Below are 17,165 nucleotides of genomic sequence, written 5' to 3' on the forward strand. Positions count from 1 at the left end.
ATGGGTACCGGTGACGGACTGGCTCGGGTGACCTATCTGCCCGGTGTGATGCCGCCTCCGTCGCCGGACCAGTCTGCCTCTGTTGGCCCAGACTCTGTTGGCCCAGACCTTGTTGGCCCAGACTCTGTTGGCCCAGACCTTGTTGGCCCAGACTCTGTCGGCCCAGAAGATGTCGAGCGAGAAGCTGTCGAGCAGATCGAACCCTCGGCAGCGCTGCCCGACTTCGAGAGTTTTTTCGGTGAGGACGCCGAGGCGGAGACTTCCGTAGGGGCCGAGCCAGAGGAAGAGACCAAAATCAGGTCGAATCGCCGGGAAGTGCGTGCGGAAAATGTGAGCATGCACGCCCTCACCCGTCGGGGCATGTCACGCTGGGAGTTGGAGAAGACGCTGCTCTCCCGCGAGTTGGACGAAGAGACGGTGGCGGCCGAACTTGAGAGGCTCGAGGGCGTCGGACTCATCGACGACGGTTCCCTCGCCGAAACGCTGGTGCGAACACAGCACGAGCGCAAGGGATTGGGGCGGGGTGCGCTGACGGCGGAGCTGCGCCGACGTCACATCGACCAGGAACACATCGACGCAGCTCTTGAACAGATCGATGTCGATGACGAGCAGTCACGGGCAACAGAGCTCGCGGTCAAGCGAGCCGGGCAGCTCAGCTCTTACGATCTGGAGACGGCCAAGCGCCGGTTGAACGGATTTCTCATGAGAAAGGGCTATTCGTCCACGGTCGTCCGCACAGCGGTCGACGAGGCTTTGGCTTCGCGATCTGGTGCGGGGCGTTCAGGCGGCGTGCGATTCCAGTAGTGCGCGCTGGCGGCTATCTGCGGCAGTGCTCAGCTGTCAGTAGCCGCTCTCGGCAGCCCGTATCTGCGTTCGGTGGTCGGTCGATGCTCCCAGTAGTTGGTATCCGCTCTAGCGTTAGGCTTGGCGCATCATGACCATGACCGCTCCACTTAGCTCCGACACCGAATTACGGCCGCGTACCTACGAGGTGCGCACCTTCGGATGTCAGATGAATGTGCACGATTCAGAACGGCTGAGCGGTTCGCTCGAAGCTGCTGGTTATGTTCCGGCGAACGGGGAGCAGGCGGATGTCGTGGTCATCAACACCTGCGCCGTGCGCGAGAACGCGGACAACAAGCTCTACGGCAACCTCGGCTACCTCGCCTCCGTCAAACAGAAGCACGACGGCATGCAGATTGCCGTCGGAGGCTGCCTCGCCCAGAAAGACAAGAACGTCATCCTGGAGAAGGCGCCGTGGGTGGATGTGGTCTTCGGCACCCACAACATGGGTGCGCTGCCGACGCTTCTCGAGCGGGCGAAACACAACGGCGAAGCGCAGCTGGAGATCCTCGAGTCCCTGGACGTGTTCCCCTCGACGCTGCCGACAAAGCGAGAGTCGACCTACAGCGGCTGGGTGTCCATCTCGGTCGGCTGCAACAACACCTGCACCTTCTGCATCGTGCCCGCGCTGCGCGGCAAAGAGAAAGACCGGCGCCCGGGCGACATCCTGGCTGAGATTCAGGCGCTCGTCGACGACGGCGCCATTGAGGTCACCCTGCTCGGCCAGAACGTCAACTCCTACGGCGTGGAGTTCGGCGATCGCCAGGCGTTCGGCAAGCTGCTTCGCGCTGCCGGACAGATCCGGGGTCTCGAGCGGATTCGCTTCACCAGTCCGCACCCGGCCGCTTTCACCGACGACGTGATCGATGCGATGGCTGAGACGCCGTCGGTCGCGCCGCAGCTACACATGCCACTGCAGTCGGGTTCTGACCGCATCCTCAAGGCCATGCGCCGCAGTTACCGCTCGGAGAAGTTCCTCGGGATCCTCGACCGTGTGCGCGCGAAAATCCCCAACGCCGCGATCAGCACCGACATCATTGTCGGGTTCCCCGGCGAGACAGAGGAAGACTTCCAGGAGACCCTTCGCGTTGTCGAACAGGCGCGTTTCGCCACGGCGTTCACCTTCCAGTACTCGATCCGCGAGGGCACGCCGGCCGCGACGATGGACGATCAGGTGCCGAAGGCTATCGTTCAGGAGCGTTACGAGCGTCTTGTCGCCCTGCAAGACCGTATCTCCTGGGAAGAGAACCAGACACTGGTCGGCACGGAGGTCGCCGTGCTCGTCGGTGCCGAGGGCACGAAGGATGCCGAGACCCACCGGCTTTCCGGCCGCGCAGAGGACAGTCGACTAGTGCACTTCGAGGTGACTCCGCACAGCCAGATCCCTCGTCCCGGCGACATCGTCACCGTGCGGATCTCCGAAGCGAAGCCCTTCTACCTGCTTGCCGACTCCGCCGACGGGGCACCGCTGGCCATCCGGCGCACAACCGCCGGCGATGCATGGGACCGCGCGGAGGCTGAATCCTGCGCTGTTTCAGCCTCGCCAGGCGTCGGAAGCGCTCCTGGTCGCATCTCCCTCGGCCTGCCGACCCTGCGCGTGGGCACCACACCCATCTACGACCTGCACGATGGGCAGCGCTAGCAGCCCGCTCGTCGCCATCGTCGGGGCCACGGGCACCGGCAAATCCGCTCTCTCGCTCGACCTCGCCGAAACTCTCGTCGAGCGCGGTCAATCGGCCGAGATCGTCAACGCCGACGCGATGCAGCTCTACAGGGGCATGGATATCGGCACCGCGAAGTTACCCGTGAACGAGCGCCGCGGCATCCGACATCACCTGTTCGATGTGCTCGATCCGCGCGAGGAGGCCAGCGTCGCGGGCTACCAGGCGGATGCCCGCGCGGCAATCGAAGACATCCAGCGCCGAGGTGCCATCCCGATCCTCGTCGGAGGTTCCGGTCTGTACGTCTCTTCGGTGATCTACGACTTCCAATTCCCTGGCACCGACCCCGTCATCCGCGATCGCCTGGAGCAAGAACTCACCGAATCCGGTCCCGGAATGCTCTATCGACGCCTGCGGGACCTCGATGCCGATGCGGCGACTTCGATCGGTCCACACAACGGCCGACGCATCGTGCGCGCCCTCGAGGTGATCGAGATCACGGGTCAGCCCTTCGGATCCGGCCTCCCCGACGAGTCGAAGTACTGGACGCCGACGATCGCGATCGGTCTGCGGGCTCCACGGGAGCAACTCGTGCCTCGGCTCGACGAGCGCGTGCGGGCGATGTGGCGTGACGGCATTGTCGAGGAGGCGCGCTCGCTGATGGCATCCGGTCTCGGCGTGACGGCTGCACGAGCGATCGGTTATGCGCAGGCGATCGCCCAGATCGGGGGCGAGATGTTCGAGGGCCAAGCGATCGAGGCGACTGCCATTCTCACTCGCAAGTATGCGCGGCGACAGGTGGGTTGGTTCAAGCGCTATCCGCAGACTGTCTGGCTGGACTACGACGAGGTGGACCGGTCCGACGTCGCGCTGCAACTACTGTTGGATCATGCCTGAACTGCACTTCACCAAGGGACACGGAACCGGCAACGATTTCGTCCTCTTCTCCGATCCCGATGGTGAGATCGACCTCTCGCCTGCGCAGCTCGCAGCAATCGCCGACCGCCATTTCGGGGTGGGAGGCGACGGGGTCATCCGTGCCGTGCGCTCGAAGGACCTCCCAGAGGGCGAGGCCGCCCTCGCCGAAGACGAGTCGGCCGAGTGGTTCATGGACTATCACAATTCCGATGGTTCTCCGGCCGAGATGTGCGGCAATGGCATCCGGGTCTACGCGAAGTACCTCATCGAGAATGGTCTCGCCGAACTCGGCGACGGAGAGACGCTGGCGATCGGCACCCGCGGGGGAGTGCGCGATGTGCAGCGCAACGCATCAGGCTTCCAGGTCGATCTCGGTCGCTGGTCCCTCGACGGTGGAGAGCCGCTCGTTCGTGCGAAGAACCTCAAGGTCGCCCGCCCGGGGCTCGGCATCGAGATTGGCAACCCGCATGTCGTCGTCGCGCTGTCGAACGATGACGAGTTGGAGTCAGCCGACCTGACTTTCATCCCCGTGCTCGAGCCCGAGCCCCAGCGTGGAGCGAACATCGAGTTCGTCGTGCCCTCCGACCCGCTGGTCAAAGACGGCATCGGGCGTATCGGCATGCGTGTGCACGAACGCGGAAGCGGCGAGACGCTGTCCTGCGGCACCGGCGCTGCGGCCGCAGCTCTCGCTACGCGGTACTGGGCGGGCGCCGGCGCACCCAACCAGTGGCGCGTCGTGCTCCCAGGCGGATCACTGGGCGTGCGGATGTGGGCGGCCGAAGACGGCGAGCACGTCTCGCTCAGCGGTCCGGCCGAACTCGTCTACGAGGGCGACCTGACGATCTAGCAGCAACAGTTAGCGGCGTTCAGTGGCGCCGCACCCGAAGTACCCGGTATCCCTTGTTGGTTGCAGCCCGAGAGACGACATAGTCCGACGCGAGCACTCCGTCGAGCCAGTGATGCAGCGAATCGGAGCCAAGGTTCCGCTGCACGACGAGCCAGGCATCCGACCCTGATTCCAACCGGGGCAGCCAGTGCTGGAGCATGTTGTGCAACTCGTCTTTGCCGACCCTGATCGGCGGATTGGACCGGATGCTCATGAACGCCACATCTACGGGAACATCCGAGGGCTTGCAGGCGTTGATGTTGGTAAGGCCAAGAGACTGGGCATTGCGGCGCACGAGTTCGAGCGCCCGTTCGTTGACATCGACAGCCCACACGGTGGCGTGAGGCGATTCGAGGGCGAGGGTGAGCGCGATCGGACCCCACCCGCAACCCAGGTCGAGCAAATCCCCTCCGGGAGGAGCCGGCGGAGTATGGGCGAGGAGCACCTGGGTTCCGGCATCGATTCGCTCCGGACTGAAGATGCCGTTGGAGGTAACCAGGTCGTAGACCTGGCCCGCTAGCGGAACTCGGATGTTGCGAAATTTGAGCTCACTCTCGGGGATTTCTGAGAAGTAATGCTCATTGGCCATAAGGACGAACCTATCGAAATACGAGGAGCTAGGGTTAACCCAATGATTGAGACTGAGCCGTTGGATCCGCAGGATGGGGACGCAGGTGAGAGCCTCGCGCCCGACGTTATCGACCGCGTGCTGGCCAGGGCGGCCACCCGGTCATCCGGCTATTCCCTCTTTACGAGTGGAGGCGCCCAGGCGCTGCAGACCGACTCGGTCGACGAGAGGTCGACCAGCGACGGCGACCAGTTCGACAGAGAAGACCGCCAGGCGCTGAGGCGTGTCGCTGGGCTCTCCACCGAACTCGAAGACGTCACAGAGGTCGAGTATCGGCAACTGCGGCTCGAGCGCGTGGTGTTGATTGGCATCTACAGTCAGGGCAATGCCGTCGAGGCGGAGAACTCCATGCGTGAGCTGTCCGCTCTCGCCGAGACCGCCGGTGCCGTCGTGCTCGACGGACTGATGCAGCGGCGCCCGAACCCCGACCCGAGCACCTACTTCGGCAAGGGCAAGGCGGTGGAGCTTCGGGATGTCGTCGCGGCATCCGGGGCGGACACCGTCATCGTCGACAGCGAACTGGCTCCGAGCCAGCGGCGCGCACTCGAGGATGTCGTGAAGGTCAAGGTCATTGACCGCACCGCCGTGATCCTCGACATCTTCAGCCAGCATGCCAAGAGCCGTGAGGGCAAGGCCCAGGTCGAACTGGCCCAGCTCGAGTACCTCCTTCCCCGTCTTCGTGGCTGGGGTGAGTCGATGTCCCGCCAGGCCGGTGGCCAGGTGGGCGCCGGAAACGGTATGGGCAGCCGAGGACCGGGTGAGACGAAGATCGAACTCGACAGGCGCCGCATCCACACTCGGATGTCGCGACTGCGCAAGCAGATCCTCGGATTCAAGCCTGCCCGCGAGGCCAAGCGTGCCAATAGGGATCGCAACTCCGTGCCATCCGTGGCGATCGCCGGGTACACGAACGCCGGCAAGTCGTCGCTGCTCAACCGGGTGACCCGTGCCGGTGCTCTTGTCGAGAATGCGCTATTCGCAACTCTCGATACCGCGGTGCGCAAGAACCTCACAGAGGACGGCCAGGCCTACACGCTCACCGACACCGTGGGATTCGTGCGCAACCTGCCCCACCAGCTCGTCGAGGCGTTCCGCTCGACCTTCGAGGAGATCGCCGATTCCGACGTGATCCTGCACGTGGTCGACGGCTCGCATCCGGACCCTGGAAGCCAGCTCGCGACGGTGCGGGATGTCATCGGCGAGGTCGAGGCGCGTCACATTCCCGAGATCGTGGTCTTCAACAAGAGCGACCTGGTGGATGCTGACCAGCGGCTGGTGCTGCGCGGACTCGAGCCGAACGCGATCTTCGTCTCCGCTCGCACGGGAGAAGGCGTGGAAGAACTCCTCGCCGCGATCGCCGCGGCGCTTCCGGTGCCATCGATCGAACTCGATCTGCTCATTCCCTACGAGCGCGGTGATCTCATCTCCTCGATCCACGAGCACGGCAGGATCCTCGCCACCTCCTACGAGGAGGCCGGCACCCGGATCTCTGCACTCGTGAACGAAGAGCAGGCGGCCGCGCTGCGACCGTTCGCCTCTGTACTGGCAAAATAGGCACTGGTGAAATAACTGCCTGTAAACGTCCGTAATACTTGACCCCTCTCAGCGGTCGCTTGCTAGTGTGATCTACCAAGTCGGCCGGTGGTTTAGGGCGACGGTGCGACCGCCGAGCCCGGCACCCGCCCACAGGAGCCCTCGAGGCCAGCATCCGTATTCCGATGTCCTGTGAGGCCTTCACGGCTCACAGGATGTCGCCCGTCGAAGGATTGGACCTGACAGTGTCGCAGGCAGAGACTCGAGCGCCGAGAACCCCGTTCTCCTTCGAGCTCTTTCCGCCGCGATCCCAGGCGGCACAGGATTCGCTTCCCGAGACGATTCAGAAGCTCGCACAGGTGGGGCCGGAATTCATCTCGGTAACCTACGGGGCCGGCGGTTCGTCACGGGAGAGTTCCCTCGAGGTGCTGCGGTACATCCTGGAGCAGACCAGCGTGCAGCCCATGGCGCATCTCACCTGCGTCGGGTCGTCGCATCACGAGGCCAATCGTCTCGTGCGGGAGTTTCTCGACGCCGGAATCACCAGCTTCCTGGCGGTGCGTGGAGACCCTCCGCGCGGCGCCATCGAGGGCGATCAGTTTCTCGGCGATCTCCGCACAGCTTCCGAGCTTGTGCAGCTGATTCATCGCGTGCAGACGGAGCGTGCCCAGTACGCGACGGTTCCTTCGCGCACGGCGGCCGGCATTGGCCAAATCCGCTCAAACCGACCCAAGGTACGCGTCGCCGTCGCGACCTTCCCGAACGGTCATCCACGATCCAGTCGGGTCAACCAGGATATCGACGTGCTGCTGGCTAAGCAGACGTCTGGGGCTACGCTCGCGATCACGCAGCTGTTCTTTCATGCCGACGACTACCTCGGCTTCGTCTCGGCCGCCACGACTGCGGGCGTGGTCATTCCGATCGTTCCCGGCCTCATGCCGGTGACATCCTCGGTCCGTCTGAAACGTGTCCTCGAGCTGAGCGAGGAACGCGAGCCCGCAGAACTGGCTCGTCGGCTCGCTGCCGCAGAGTCGGCAGAGGAGCAGTTCGAGATCGGTATCGAGCACTCCATCGCACTCGCCAATGAGCTCCTTGAGGGCGACGCTCCGGCGCTGCACCTTTACACCCACAACACCCACCGAGCCGCGCTCTCCGTACTGGAGGGCGTCGGACTGGTCGATTCATCCGCCACAGCACTAACGAACAGCAAGGAATCCGTATGACGTCGCCCACATTTCCCACCGGCAGCATCCTGGGCTATCCACGGATCGGTCGCCGCCGCGAGCTGAAGAAGGCCGTCGAATCCTTCTGGGCCGGTTCGATCACCGCAGAGCAGCTCGAGGCCACTGCCGCCGAACTGCGCGCCGTCACCCGCCAGCGCCTCGTCTCGCTCGGGCTCGGGGCGACCGATTCCTCGATTCCGGAGGCCTTCTCCTACTACGATCAGGTACTGGATGCCGCGGTCACCGTCGGTGCCGTTCCGACCCGTTTCTCCTCTCTCGTGCGGGCCGACGGCACCATCGATCTCGCCGGTTACTTCACGATCGCCCGCGGTGAGGGGCAGAACACCCCCGCGGAGATGACCAAGTGGTTCGACTCGAACTACCACTACCTCGTGCCTGAGATCGGTCCGGAGACGGACTTCCATCTCGCCTCCGACCGCCTAATCCGCGAGGTGGCCGAGGCGACGACATCCGGGTATCGTACCCGTCCGGTGATCGTCGGCCCTGTCACCTTCCTGCTGCTCAGCAAGGCGAGTGAGGGCGCGCCTGAGGGGTACCAGCCGCTCGACCGCCTCGACGACCTGCTCCCGGTCTACGCCGAACTGCTGGCGGCTCTCACAGCCGTCGGGGCAGAGTGGGTGCAACTCGACGAGCCCGGCCTCGTGAGCGAGAGCATCGACGTGCCGCGCGACCAGGTACTCGCGGCGACCAAGCGGGCTTACGACGCGCTGAGCGCCGTACCCGCGCGCCCACAGATCTTCGTTGCAGCTCCCTACGGCAGCCTCGACGACGCTCTGGCCGTGCTGGACTCGACGCCGATCGAAGCCATCGGCCTCGATCTGGTCCGCGGCACGATCCCAGAAGGATTCCACACCGAGAAAACCATTGTCGGCGGCGTCATCGACGGCCACAATATCTGGCGGAGCGACCTGGCCGGTGCTTTCGACAAGCTCGAGAACTTGCGCGAGCTGAGCCCGAGCGTCGCGGTCACGACATCGACCTCGCTTTTCCACACGCCGCACGATGTAAACGACGAGCCGCTGCTCAGCGACCAGTTGAAGAGTTGGCTGGCCTTCGCCGACCAGAAGGTCGGTCAGGTTGCCGTCCTCGCCAAGGGTCTTGCCGAAGGTAAGGCGACGATCCAACCGCAGCTGGATGCCGCATCCGCAGCTCTCAACGATCGTCACCATGCCGTGGGCGTGCGTGACGGTGCCGTTCGAGCTCGCGAGGCTGCGTTGACGCCCGCGGACTTCTCCCGTGGCGACTACGCCACACGGCTCGCAGCCCAGGACGCAGCCCTCGGACTGCCGTTCCTGCCGACGACGACGATCGGTTCGTTCCCGCAGACCGGCGACATCCGAAAGTCGCGCGCGGCCTTCGCCAATGGCTCGATCACCGAGGAGCAGTACAAGGAGGCGATGCGCGCGGAGATTCGCAACGTCGTCGAGTTGCAAGAATCCATCGGTCTCGACGTCATCGTGCACGGGGAGCCAGAGCGCAACGACATGGTGCAGTACTTCGCCGAGAACCTCGATGGCTTCGCGGTGACCCAGAACGGCTGGGTGCAGTCCTACGGCAGCCGCTGTACGCGCCCGTCCATTCTCTGGGGGGATGTCTCCCGTCCGTCGCCGATCACCGTCGAGTGGTCGACCTATACGCAAAGCCTCACACCGAAGCCGGTCAAGGGGATGCTCACGGGCCCCGTGACAATCCTCGCCTGGTCGTTCGTGCGTGACGATCAGCCACTTGGCGAGACGGCCAACCAGGTCGCGCTCGCCCTCCGCGACGAGATCGCCGATCTCGAAGCTGCCGGAATCGGCATCATCCAGGTGGACGAGCCTGCATTGCGTGAGCTGCTGCCGCTCAAGAAGAAAGACCACGCCGGCTACCTCGACTGGTCGGTTGGCTCCTTCCGCCTGGCTACGGCCGGTGTCGCCGACAGGACGCAGATCCACACTCACCTCTGCTATTCGGAGTTCGGTGTGGTCATCGATGCCATCAACAATCTGGATGCGGATGTCACCTCCATCGAGGCGGCTCGCTCCAAGATGGAGGTTGTGCCCGACATCCAGCGCAGCGGCTTCGGTCGTGGCATCGGACCGGGCGTCTACGACATCCATTCGCCGCGCGTGCCGTCCATCGACGAGGTCACCGACCTGATCGAGATCGCCCTCGGCTCGATTCCGGAGCGCCAGGTCTGGGTCAACCCCGACTGCGGCCTCAAGACCCGCGGGTATGACGAAACCGTCGAGTCGCTGACCAACGTGCTCGCCGCTACGCGTGCCGTACGGGAGGCGCACATCCACGCCTGATGCCTGCGATCGGGGTCACTGCGACCTGGCGGGGCCGACCCGTTGGCCCGTCCTGGCCGCGGTGACCCCGATTTCGAGAATCTGTCCTTGAGCGCGGACTAGCTAAACAGACCGCAGCACCGCCACGACTTTGCCGAGCAGCTCGGCGAAGTCGCCCAAGATCGGCGCGAAGGCACTGTTGCGAGGGAGAAGCCAGGTGTGGCCGTCCCGCTGTTGAAAGACCTTGACCGTCGCCTCGTCGTCGAGCATCGCCGCGACGATGTCGCCGTTCTCGGCATCCTTCTGCTGGCGCACGACGATCCAGTCGCCGTCGCAGATGGCGGCATCGATCATGGAATCACCCACGACCTTGAGCATAAAAAGATCGCCCTTGCCGACCAGCTGGCGGGGGAGTGGGAACACCTCGTCGACCTGCTGCTCAGCGGTAATCGGGATGCCGGCGGCGATCCGGCCGACGAGAGGCACCATCGCCGCGTCGCCGATCGGGGTCGGGTTGTCGGAGACGACACCCCCGGTGTCTTCCTGCTGCAGATCGATGAGCACTTCGAGGGCACGTGGACGATTGGGATCGCGGCGCAGGTAGCCGCTCAGCTCCAGCTGGTTCAGCTGGTGGGTGACGCTCGAAAGGGATGAGAGTCCGACCGCGTCACCGATCTCACGCATGCTCGGCGGATAGCCACGGTTCGCCACCGCACGCTGGATGACATCGAGGATCGCGAGCTGCTTATCGCTGAGGCTCTTGCGCCGACGGGTACCCGGCTTCTCCTGTGTAGGGCCGGCTTCTCGAGGTTCGCTCGCGTCGTCCATATCTCTCCCGCTCGTTCTGGCGACTTTCGCCGGGCAATGTCGGTGGTGTCTGGTTACGTAATCCCCAGACAATCGAAACTGTATCCACATTCGAGCAATAAGCAAACCTTTGTTCGAGTGTGTCGCGCATCTCACTCGAGAAAAGTCGAATATCGAGCTTGATTTTGCGAACAATCGAAGATATGTTCGGAACAAAGCTTCGTATCCGGCGCTCCCGGCCGAGTGTCGGATACGAAAACCCTCCCGACGACAAACCGGAGAAGAAAGGTCGCAACTATGAGCACCGCAATCATCAACACAGCTGGAATTAACACAGCGGGAATCAACACAGCGGGAATCAACACCGTGTCGGCATCGCCTCGTTTGCACCTCACCAAGCGCGGTCGCGTGGTCCTTACCGGCCTGGCGGCTCTCCCGCTGGTGATCGGCGCTTTCTTCGTCGCGACGAACGGCGGCGGTGCTACGGCGACTGACGAACCCACTTCGGTCTCCTTCGAGCACGTCACGGTGCAGTCGGGGCAGACTCTCTGGCAGATCGCCGGCGAGCTCGCTCCCTCGGCCGACCCACGCGACGTCGTGGCAGATATCGTGCATCTCAACCAGCTGTCGGGTGCCGACCTGCAGGCCGGTCAGCAGCTCGCGATTCCCACGCAGTATTCGCACTGATCCTGTTCTGGGCGTGGTGCAGGTCGCCGGTGAATGCTGATGGCGGCCTGCGGTCATGCGGCGCTTTAGCATTGATGGGTGGCCAGTCTCAGTGATCTCCCTATCCGCGACGACCTTCGTGGTCTGAAGCCGTACGGAGCTCCGCAGGAGCACGTGCGCATCCGGCTCAACGTCAACGAGAACACGCATCCGATTCCTGAGGCTGTCGCGACCGACATCGTCATGGCGGTCGCCGAAGCCGTGCTGAGCGTTAACCGGTATCCGGATCGTGAGTTTACCGTGTTGCGAGACAGTTTGGCTGGCTATCTCGGTAGCGGGATCACGCGCGAGAACATCTGGGCAGCGAACGGTTCCAACGAGGTACTGCAACAGATTCTGCAAGCCTTTGGCGGACCGGGCCGCAGCGTCCTCGGCTTCCCGCCCACCTATTCGATGCACTCGATTATCGCCGCCGGCACCGGCACCGCCTGGGTCGCTGGTGAGCGCGACGAGAACTTCGAGATCTCGCCGGAGACGGCGGTGGCCTGGATCGAGAAGACTCGACCTGATCTCGTGTTCTTCTGTTCTCCGAATAACCCGACGGGCACACCGCTGTCGCTCGAGACCATCGTTGCCGCCTACGACGCGACCGACGGGATCGTGGTCGTCGACGAGGCCTATGCCGAGTTCGCGCCGTCCGACTTGCCCACGGCCCTCAGTCTGCTGGAGGGACGCGAGCGGCTTATCGTGTCGCGCACCATGAGCAAGGCCTTCGCCTTCGCCGGCGCCCGTCTCGGCTATCTCGCTGCGGATCCGGCCATCGCCGACGCCCTCCGTCTTGTCCGTCTGCCCTATCACCTGTCTGCGCTGACCCAGGCGGCGGCCACAGCCGCTCTCGCGCACAGCGCGGAGATGCTGGCGATGGTGGACGACATCAAGGCCCAGCGCGACCGCATCCTGGAGGAACTGCCGAAGCTCGGATTCCCCGCCTGGCCGAGCTGGTCGAATTTCGTGCTGTTTGGCGGAGTGGCCGAGCCGCACGCCGTCTTCGAGGCGCTTCTGGAGCAGGACATCATCATCCGCGACCTCGGTATCCCTAATCACCTGCGAGTCACGGCGGGTACGGTCGCCGAGACGACGGCGTTCCTCGAGGCCATGGCCGGTCTCGGTCCGATGGCTAGGATTGGCGCATGAGTACGCACCGAGTGGCCCGACTTCGGCGCGAGACGAGCGAGTCGAGCATCGAACTCGCCATCGATCTCGATGGCACCGGAAAATCTGACATCCACACCTCTGTACCGTTCTTCGACCACATGCTCACCGCCTTCTCCAAGCACTCGTTGATCGACCTTGAGGTGCAGGCGAACGGTGACACGGAGATCGATGTCCACCACACAGTGGAGGACATCGGAATCGTGCTGGGCAAGGCCATTCGTGAGGCCCTCGGCGACAAAGTGGGAATCGCCCGTTTCGGCGACGCGCTCGTGCCGCTCGACGAGGCACTCGTGCAGGCCGTGGTCGACACCTCCGGTCGTCCATTCCTGGTGCACTCCGGCGAGCCGGCTGGCTTCGAGTACCACCTCATCGGCGGCCACTTCACCGGGTCCATGGTGCGGCACGTCTTCGAGGCGATCACCTTCAACGCCGGCCTCACTGTGCACATCACCGTGCTCGGTGGTCGTGATCCGCACCACATCGCCGAGGCGGAGTTCAAGGCTTTCGCGCGCGCGCTTCGTCAGGCTGTGTCCCCGGATGCCAGGGTCAGCGGTATCCCGTCGACCAAGGGTGCGCTGTAATCGTGACCCAGCCATCCGTCGTCGTCCTCAACTACGGCAGCGGCAACGTCCACTCGGCCGCCAAGGCCCTCGAGGCGGCCGGTGCCAGGGTGGAGCTCACCGCCGACCGTAAGAAGGTTCTCGAGGCCGACGGCCTTGTGGTGCCGGGCGTCGGCGCTTTCTCGGCGGTCATGGAGGCGCTGAATTCCGTCAACGGCGCCGACCTGATCGACCGGCGTCTTGCCGGGGGTCGCCCGGTGCTCGGAATCTGCGTGGGCATGCAGGTACTGTTCGATCGCGGCGTCGAACGCGGCGTCGAGACGGCAGGCCTTGGTGAGTGGCCAGGCACCGTCACCGAGTTGGATGCCCCGATCCTGCCTCACATGGGCTGGAACACCGTCGAAGCGCCGGACGACTCGATTCTCTTCAATGGCATCGCCGACGAGCGTTTCTATTTCGTGCACTCCTATGCGGCGAGTGACTGGAGTCTCGAGGTGATGAAGCCTTTTGCCGATCCTCACCTCACCTGGGCCGAGCACGGCACCAGGTTTCTGGCGGCGGTCGAGAACGGTCCGCTCTCCGCCACGCAGTTCCACCCCGAGAAGTCGGGGGCTCCCGGCATCCGCCTCCTGTCCAACTGGATCGCGGCACTTGCGTAAGTGAGTAACATCTGAGACTTGCCGTGCGCCAGTGAGGTGTGCGGCCGAGCGGCTTCGCGGCCGAGAAAAGGCACCATGAGCGAGTTCACCAGCACCCCGGCTCTCACCCTCTTTCCCGCAGTGGATGTCGCCGACGGCAAGGCCGTGCGTCTCACCAAAGGCGAGGCGGGCAGCGAGACCAACTACGGCGATCCGGTGGATGCCGCCGTCGACTGGGCGTCGCAGGGCGCGGAGTGGATACACCTCGTCGATCTTGACGCGGCCTTCGGGCGTGGGAACAACCATGCTGTGATCAAGAAGGTGATCCGCCAGGTTCGCGGAGACGTGCAGATCGAGCTGTCCGGTGGCATCCGCGACGACGCGAGCCTCGAAGCAGCGCTCGCAACGGGTGCCAAACGCATCAACCTGGGAACCGCGGCTCTCGAGAATCCCGAGTGGGCGGCGCACGTCATCGGCGAGCTCGGCGAGACCATTGCCGTCGGTCTCGACGTGCGTGGCACCGTACTCGCGGCACGCGGCTGGACCAAGGATGGCGGAGACCTGTTCCAGGTGCTCGACCGCCTCGAGGCCGCCGGATGCAGTCGTTACGTGGTCACCGATGTCACCAAGGACGGCACACTGCAGGGCCCCAATCTCGAGCTCCTCCGTTCGGTCGCCGATCGCACAGACAAGCCGGTCATCGCCTCCGGCGGAATCTCCAACCTCGACGACATCGCCGACCTCCGTGCCCTCGTGCCGCTCGGAGTCGAGGGGGCGATCGTCGGCAAGGCGCTCTACGCCAAGGCTTTCACGCTGGCTGAGGCGCTGGACGTCGCCGGAGCCTGATGAGCGGCACCGACTCTGCGGGTACGCCGTGGGAGGGTCGACACTTCGACCACAACAGTTTCTCCGGAGACGACGGCTCGGCACCGGAGCGGTTGATCGAGTCCATCCGTCGATTTCGTTCGCGTGAGGTCGGTGAGGTCGAGGTCGTCGACGCATTTCGTGACTCGCGCCTGCTGATTCCACTCGTCGCTCGGCTGGGGGAGACCGACATCGGTGAGCACGGGCATACCCTCGACAAGAGTGCGGAACTCTCCATCGTGACGGTCGCAGGCCCTGACGGGCGCAATGTGATGCCGGTGTTCAGTTCGGTCGAAGCGATGCAGCATTGGAATGCGAAGGCTCGCCCTGTCCCTGCCGATGCCGTGCGTGTGGCACTCGCCGCCGCGAGTGAGGACACCGAACTCGTGGTCCTCGATGCGACTTCGGCGACGGAGTTCGTCATCCGCCGCCCCGCCCTGTGGGCGATCGCCCAGTCCCAGGGCTGGATGCCGAGCTACCTCGATGACGGGGTACTCCGCGAGTTCATGGTTGCTGCGCGGCCCGAGCCCGCAGTCGCAGGCGTGGTGCTCGACGCCGGGGATCCGGATGCCCGGCTGGCCGGTCCAGAACTCGTCGTGCGTCTCGCCCTGGTCCCGGGCCTGGCCAAGGGCGACCTCGACGCGCTGCTCGCCCGCCTGCAGGAACGGTGGGCGACGAGTGCTCTCATCGCCACGCGGGTGGATTCGATGCGCGTACAGCTCACGGCCGCGCCATCCGCTTAGCTGGCGGTCATTCCCGGGCCTACTCGCAGCGGGCGGGTCTACGCTGACTGTCATGAGCGGCAACGGATCGGGGCGCGAGCCCAGCGGGTGGCTGTTCAATGAGAAGCCCCGGGAGCGTCGTACACCACCGACTCGCCGGCCATTCTCCCTGCGCAATCGTTCGATCTACTGGTGGCTCAATGTCATCTTCGTCGTCGTGCTGCTCGGGATGATCTTCGGCGCCGCCGCGCAGCCCTGGTTCTTCGTGGTGGCCATCGTCTGGATGGGTCTCGGTGTGTTCGTGACGGTCAGGGCGCGCCGCAACCAGCCTCCGCCACCCCGCCTGTTCGACGACGAGTCGGGCGATAGCCGGAATAATGGCTGAGTGACTTCCGAACGCACCCCGCTCCGCCTGATCGTTCTCGACCTCGATGGCACCCTGCTCGGCGCGGCCGGTCTGGTGAGTGAGCGGAACGCGGCCGCACTGCATCGCGCTTCTGAGGCCGGCGCACGCGTCGTCATCGCAACGGGACGCCCACCGAGGTGGATCGAACCGTTGAAGGTCGATGTGCCGTCGTCGACCGCGCTGTGCTGCAACGGTGGGATCATCATGGATCTCGACTCCGGTACCGTCATCACCTCCTACCCGCTCGACGGTGCACGGCTGCTGACGGCGATTACCGAGCTGCGATCTACCGGCGCCGAATTCTCGGTCGGCGTCGAGGGACTGCCGGAGTTCGGCATCGCGCTGGAACCAACCTTTCCCTTCCGTGGTGATTCGGAAGTTCGTCGCACTGAAGTGGCTGAACTCTGCGCCGCCTATGTCGTGAAGGCGCTCATCCGCACCGAGCCGGGTGAGGAACAGGCGGTGATCAGCCATTTCGACAGTTTCTACCGTGACGATTTCACTCTCACCCGCTCGACCAATGACGGTTTGATCGAGATCTCGCTCGCCGGCATCACGAAGGGTGCGGTGATCGAGGGACTCGCGAAGGAGTGGGGCATCTCTCCCGAGCACGCGATCGCGTTCGGCGACATGCCCAACGACATCGAGATGCTGCGCTGGGCCGGATGGTCGGTGGCCATGGGCAACGCGGATGACACGGTCAAAGCAATCGCGTCAGAGGTGGGAGAGCACCACGATCACGACGCCGTCGCGCAGGTGCTGGAGCGCTGGTTCTAGCGCGAGCATCCCGACGGCCTCATCGGGTCAGTTGACGGGGCCTGTCCACTTCTCGCCAGCGCCGAAACCCGGTGCATCGGGAATCGTGGATGCTTCGCGGAAGGCGAGTTGCACGGAGCGCAGTCCGTCGCGCAGCGCCCTGGCATGCTGGTCTCCGAGGTCCGGCGCGCTCGCCGTGACGAGTCCGGCAAGAGCGTTGATGAGTTTGCGAGCCTCGTCAAGGTCGAGCTGGCTCTGCGGATCATCCGCCAGACCGCATTTGACGGCGGCCGCGCTCAACAGGTGCACGGCGACCGTGTTGATCACTTCGATGGCCGGCACGTCGGCGATATCGCGGGCGGCGCTGTATTCCTGACCTGCGCTGTGTTCTTGGCCGGCGCTGTGTTCTTGCGCGGCGCTGTCGTCGAAGGCGTGGACGTGCTCTGTCTCGCTCATTAGGGGAATCCTCTGTTACACTGAACGCTGGCTTCGAGACTTTTGGTTTCGAAACGAAAGTGGAGATTCTCCCACCCGCGCTTGACCGCTTT

Annotated in this window: 18 protein-coding genes; 15 read left to right on the forward strand and 3 right to left on the reverse strand. The window is 64.4% G+C overall.

All coding sequences use genetic code 11. The features are described 5' to 3' along the window. From ABIB56_RS09840 to dapF, 4 genes are all read left to right on the forward strand, one after another. Positions 1-804, forward strand: a complete 804-nt coding sequence (locus ABIB56_RS09840; RefSeq protein ID WP_354569029.1) for a regulatory protein RecX — start codon at positions 1-3, stop codon at positions 802-804. Positions 805-940: 136 nt separating this feature from the next. After that, positions 941-2,485: a tRNA (N6-isopentenyl adenosine(37)-C2)-methylthiotransferase MiaB gene (gene miaB, locus ABIB56_RS09845; RefSeq protein WP_354569030.1), complete on the forward strand. Its 1,545-nt coding sequence runs from the start codon at positions 941-943 to the stop codon at positions 2,483-2,485. After that, on the forward strand, positions 2,472-3,401 hold the full coding sequence (miaA, locus tag ABIB56_RS09850; protein WP_354569031.1) for a tRNA (adenosine(37)-N6)-dimethylallyltransferase MiaA: 930 nt from the start codon (positions 2,472-2,474) through the stop codon (positions 3,399-3,401). The genes miaB and miaA overlap by 14 nt, the downstream gene beginning before the upstream one ends. Next, positions 3,394-4,269, forward strand: coding sequence for a diaminopimelate epimerase (gene dapF, locus ABIB56_RS09855; protein WP_354569032.1), 876 nt, complete (start codon positions 3,394-3,396; stop codon positions 4,267-4,269). The genes miaA and dapF overlap by 8 nt, the downstream gene beginning before the upstream one ends. A gap of 19 nt (positions 4,270-4,288) precedes the next feature. Here dapF and ABIB56_RS09860 read toward each other — a convergent pair whose 3' ends face one another. Beyond that, a complete protein-coding gene (locus ABIB56_RS09860) occupies positions 4,289-4,897 on the reverse strand; it encodes a class I SAM-dependent methyltransferase (RefSeq protein ID WP_354569033.1) in 609 nt (202 codons plus the stop codon). A 42-nt stretch (positions 4,898-4,939) separates the two neighbouring features. On the opposite strand from ABIB56_RS09860, the gene hflX reads away from it, so the two are divergent. The 3 genes from hflX (at position 4,940) to metE (ending at position 10,004) form a co-directional block, all read left to right on the forward strand. After that, entirely contained in the window at positions 4,940-6,490 is a 1,551-nt protein-coding gene (gene hflX, locus ABIB56_RS09865) for a GTPase HflX (protein WP_354569034.1), read from the forward strand. A gap of 224 nt (positions 6,491-6,714) precedes the next feature. After that, positions 6,715-7,692: a methylenetetrahydrofolate reductase gene (locus ABIB56_RS09870; protein ID WP_354569035.1), complete on the forward strand. Its 978-nt coding sequence runs from the start codon at positions 6,715-6,717 to the stop codon at positions 7,690-7,692. Beyond that, positions 7,689-10,004 carry a 5-methyltetrahydropteroyltriglutamate--homocysteine S-methyltransferase gene (metE, locus tag ABIB56_RS09875; protein WP_354569036.1) on the forward strand — a complete coding sequence of 772 codons (2,316 nt, stop codon included), beginning with the start codon at positions 7,689-7,691 and terminating at the stop codon, positions 10,002-10,004. Before ABIB56_RS09870 ends, metE begins: the two co-directional genes overlap by 4 nt. A gap of 102 nt (positions 10,005-10,106) precedes the next feature. Here the strand turns inward: metE and lexA are convergent, their stop codons facing one another. Continuing rightward, positions 10,107-10,811, reverse strand: a complete 705-nt coding sequence (gene lexA / locus ABIB56_RS09880; protein WP_354569037.1) for a transcriptional repressor LexA — start codon at positions 10,809-10,811, stop codon at positions 10,107-10,109. Positions 10,812-11,087: 276 nt separating this feature from the next. Here lexA and ABIB56_RS09885 point away from each other — a divergent pair, with 276 nt between their 5' ends. The 8 genes from ABIB56_RS09885 to ABIB56_RS09920 all read left to right on the forward strand — a co-directional run bounded on the left by ABIB56_RS09885 (position 11,088) and on the right by ABIB56_RS09920 (position 16,638). After that, entirely contained in the window at positions 11,088-11,477 is a 390-nt protein-coding gene (locus ABIB56_RS09885; RefSeq protein WP_354569038.1) for a LysM peptidoglycan-binding domain-containing protein, read from the forward strand. Positions 11,478-11,555: 78 nt separating this feature from the next. Then, positions 11,556-12,650: a histidinol-phosphate transaminase gene (locus tag ABIB56_RS09890; RefSeq protein ID WP_354569039.1), complete on the forward strand. Its 1,095-nt coding sequence runs from the start codon at positions 11,556-11,558 to the stop codon at positions 12,648-12,650. Beyond that, positions 12,647-13,252 carry an imidazoleglycerol-phosphate dehydratase HisB gene (gene hisB / locus ABIB56_RS09895; RefSeq protein ID WP_354569040.1) on the forward strand — a complete coding sequence of 202 codons (606 nt, stop codon included), beginning with the start codon at positions 12,647-12,649 and terminating at the stop codon, positions 13,250-13,252. The genes ABIB56_RS09890 and hisB overlap by 4 nt, the downstream gene beginning before the upstream one ends. A gap of 2 nt (positions 13,253-13,254) precedes the next feature. Then, the gene (hisH, locus tag ABIB56_RS09900) at positions 13,255-13,890 is read left to right on the forward strand and encodes an imidazole glycerol phosphate synthase subunit HisH (RefSeq protein ID WP_354569041.1); all 636 of its coding nucleotides are present in this window, start codon (positions 13,255-13,257) and stop codon (positions 13,888-13,890) included. A 75-nt stretch (positions 13,891-13,965) separates the two neighbouring features. After that, on the forward strand, positions 13,966-14,715 hold the full coding sequence (gene priA, locus ABIB56_RS09905; RefSeq protein WP_354569042.1) for a bifunctional 1-(5-phosphoribosyl)-5-((5-phosphoribosylamino)methylideneamino)imidazole-4-carboxamide isomerase/phosphoribosylanthranilate isomerase PriA: 750 nt from the start codon (positions 13,966-13,968) through the stop codon (positions 14,713-14,715). Beyond that, positions 14,715-15,476 (forward strand): SseB family protein, encoded by a 762-nt coding sequence (locus tag ABIB56_RS09910; RefSeq protein WP_354569043.1) that lies wholly within the window; start codon positions 14,715-14,717, stop codon positions 15,474-15,476. The genes priA and ABIB56_RS09910 overlap by 1 nt, the downstream gene beginning before the upstream one ends. 52 nt (positions 15,477-15,528) lie before the next feature. Continuing rightward, entirely contained in the window at positions 15,529-15,840 is a 312-nt protein-coding gene (locus ABIB56_RS09915) for a hypothetical protein (RefSeq protein ID WP_354569044.1), read from the forward strand. Then, entirely contained in the window at positions 15,841-16,638 is a 798-nt protein-coding gene (locus ABIB56_RS09920) for an HAD family hydrolase (protein ID WP_354569045.1), read from the forward strand. Positions 16,639-16,665: 27 nt separating this feature from the next. On the opposite strand, the gene ABIB56_RS09925 is transcribed toward ABIB56_RS09920, so the two are convergent. Next, positions 16,666-17,073, reverse strand: a complete 408-nt coding sequence (locus ABIB56_RS09925) for a DUF1844 domain-containing protein (RefSeq protein ID WP_354569046.1) — start codon at positions 17,071-17,073, stop codon at positions 16,666-16,668. Between the last annotated feature and the right edge of the window lie 92 nt (positions 17,074-17,165).

The organism is Glaciihabitans sp. UYNi722 (assembly GCF_040549465.1).
GTDB lineage: Bacteria > Actinomycetota > Actinomycetes > Actinomycetales > Microbacteriaceae > Lacisediminihabitans.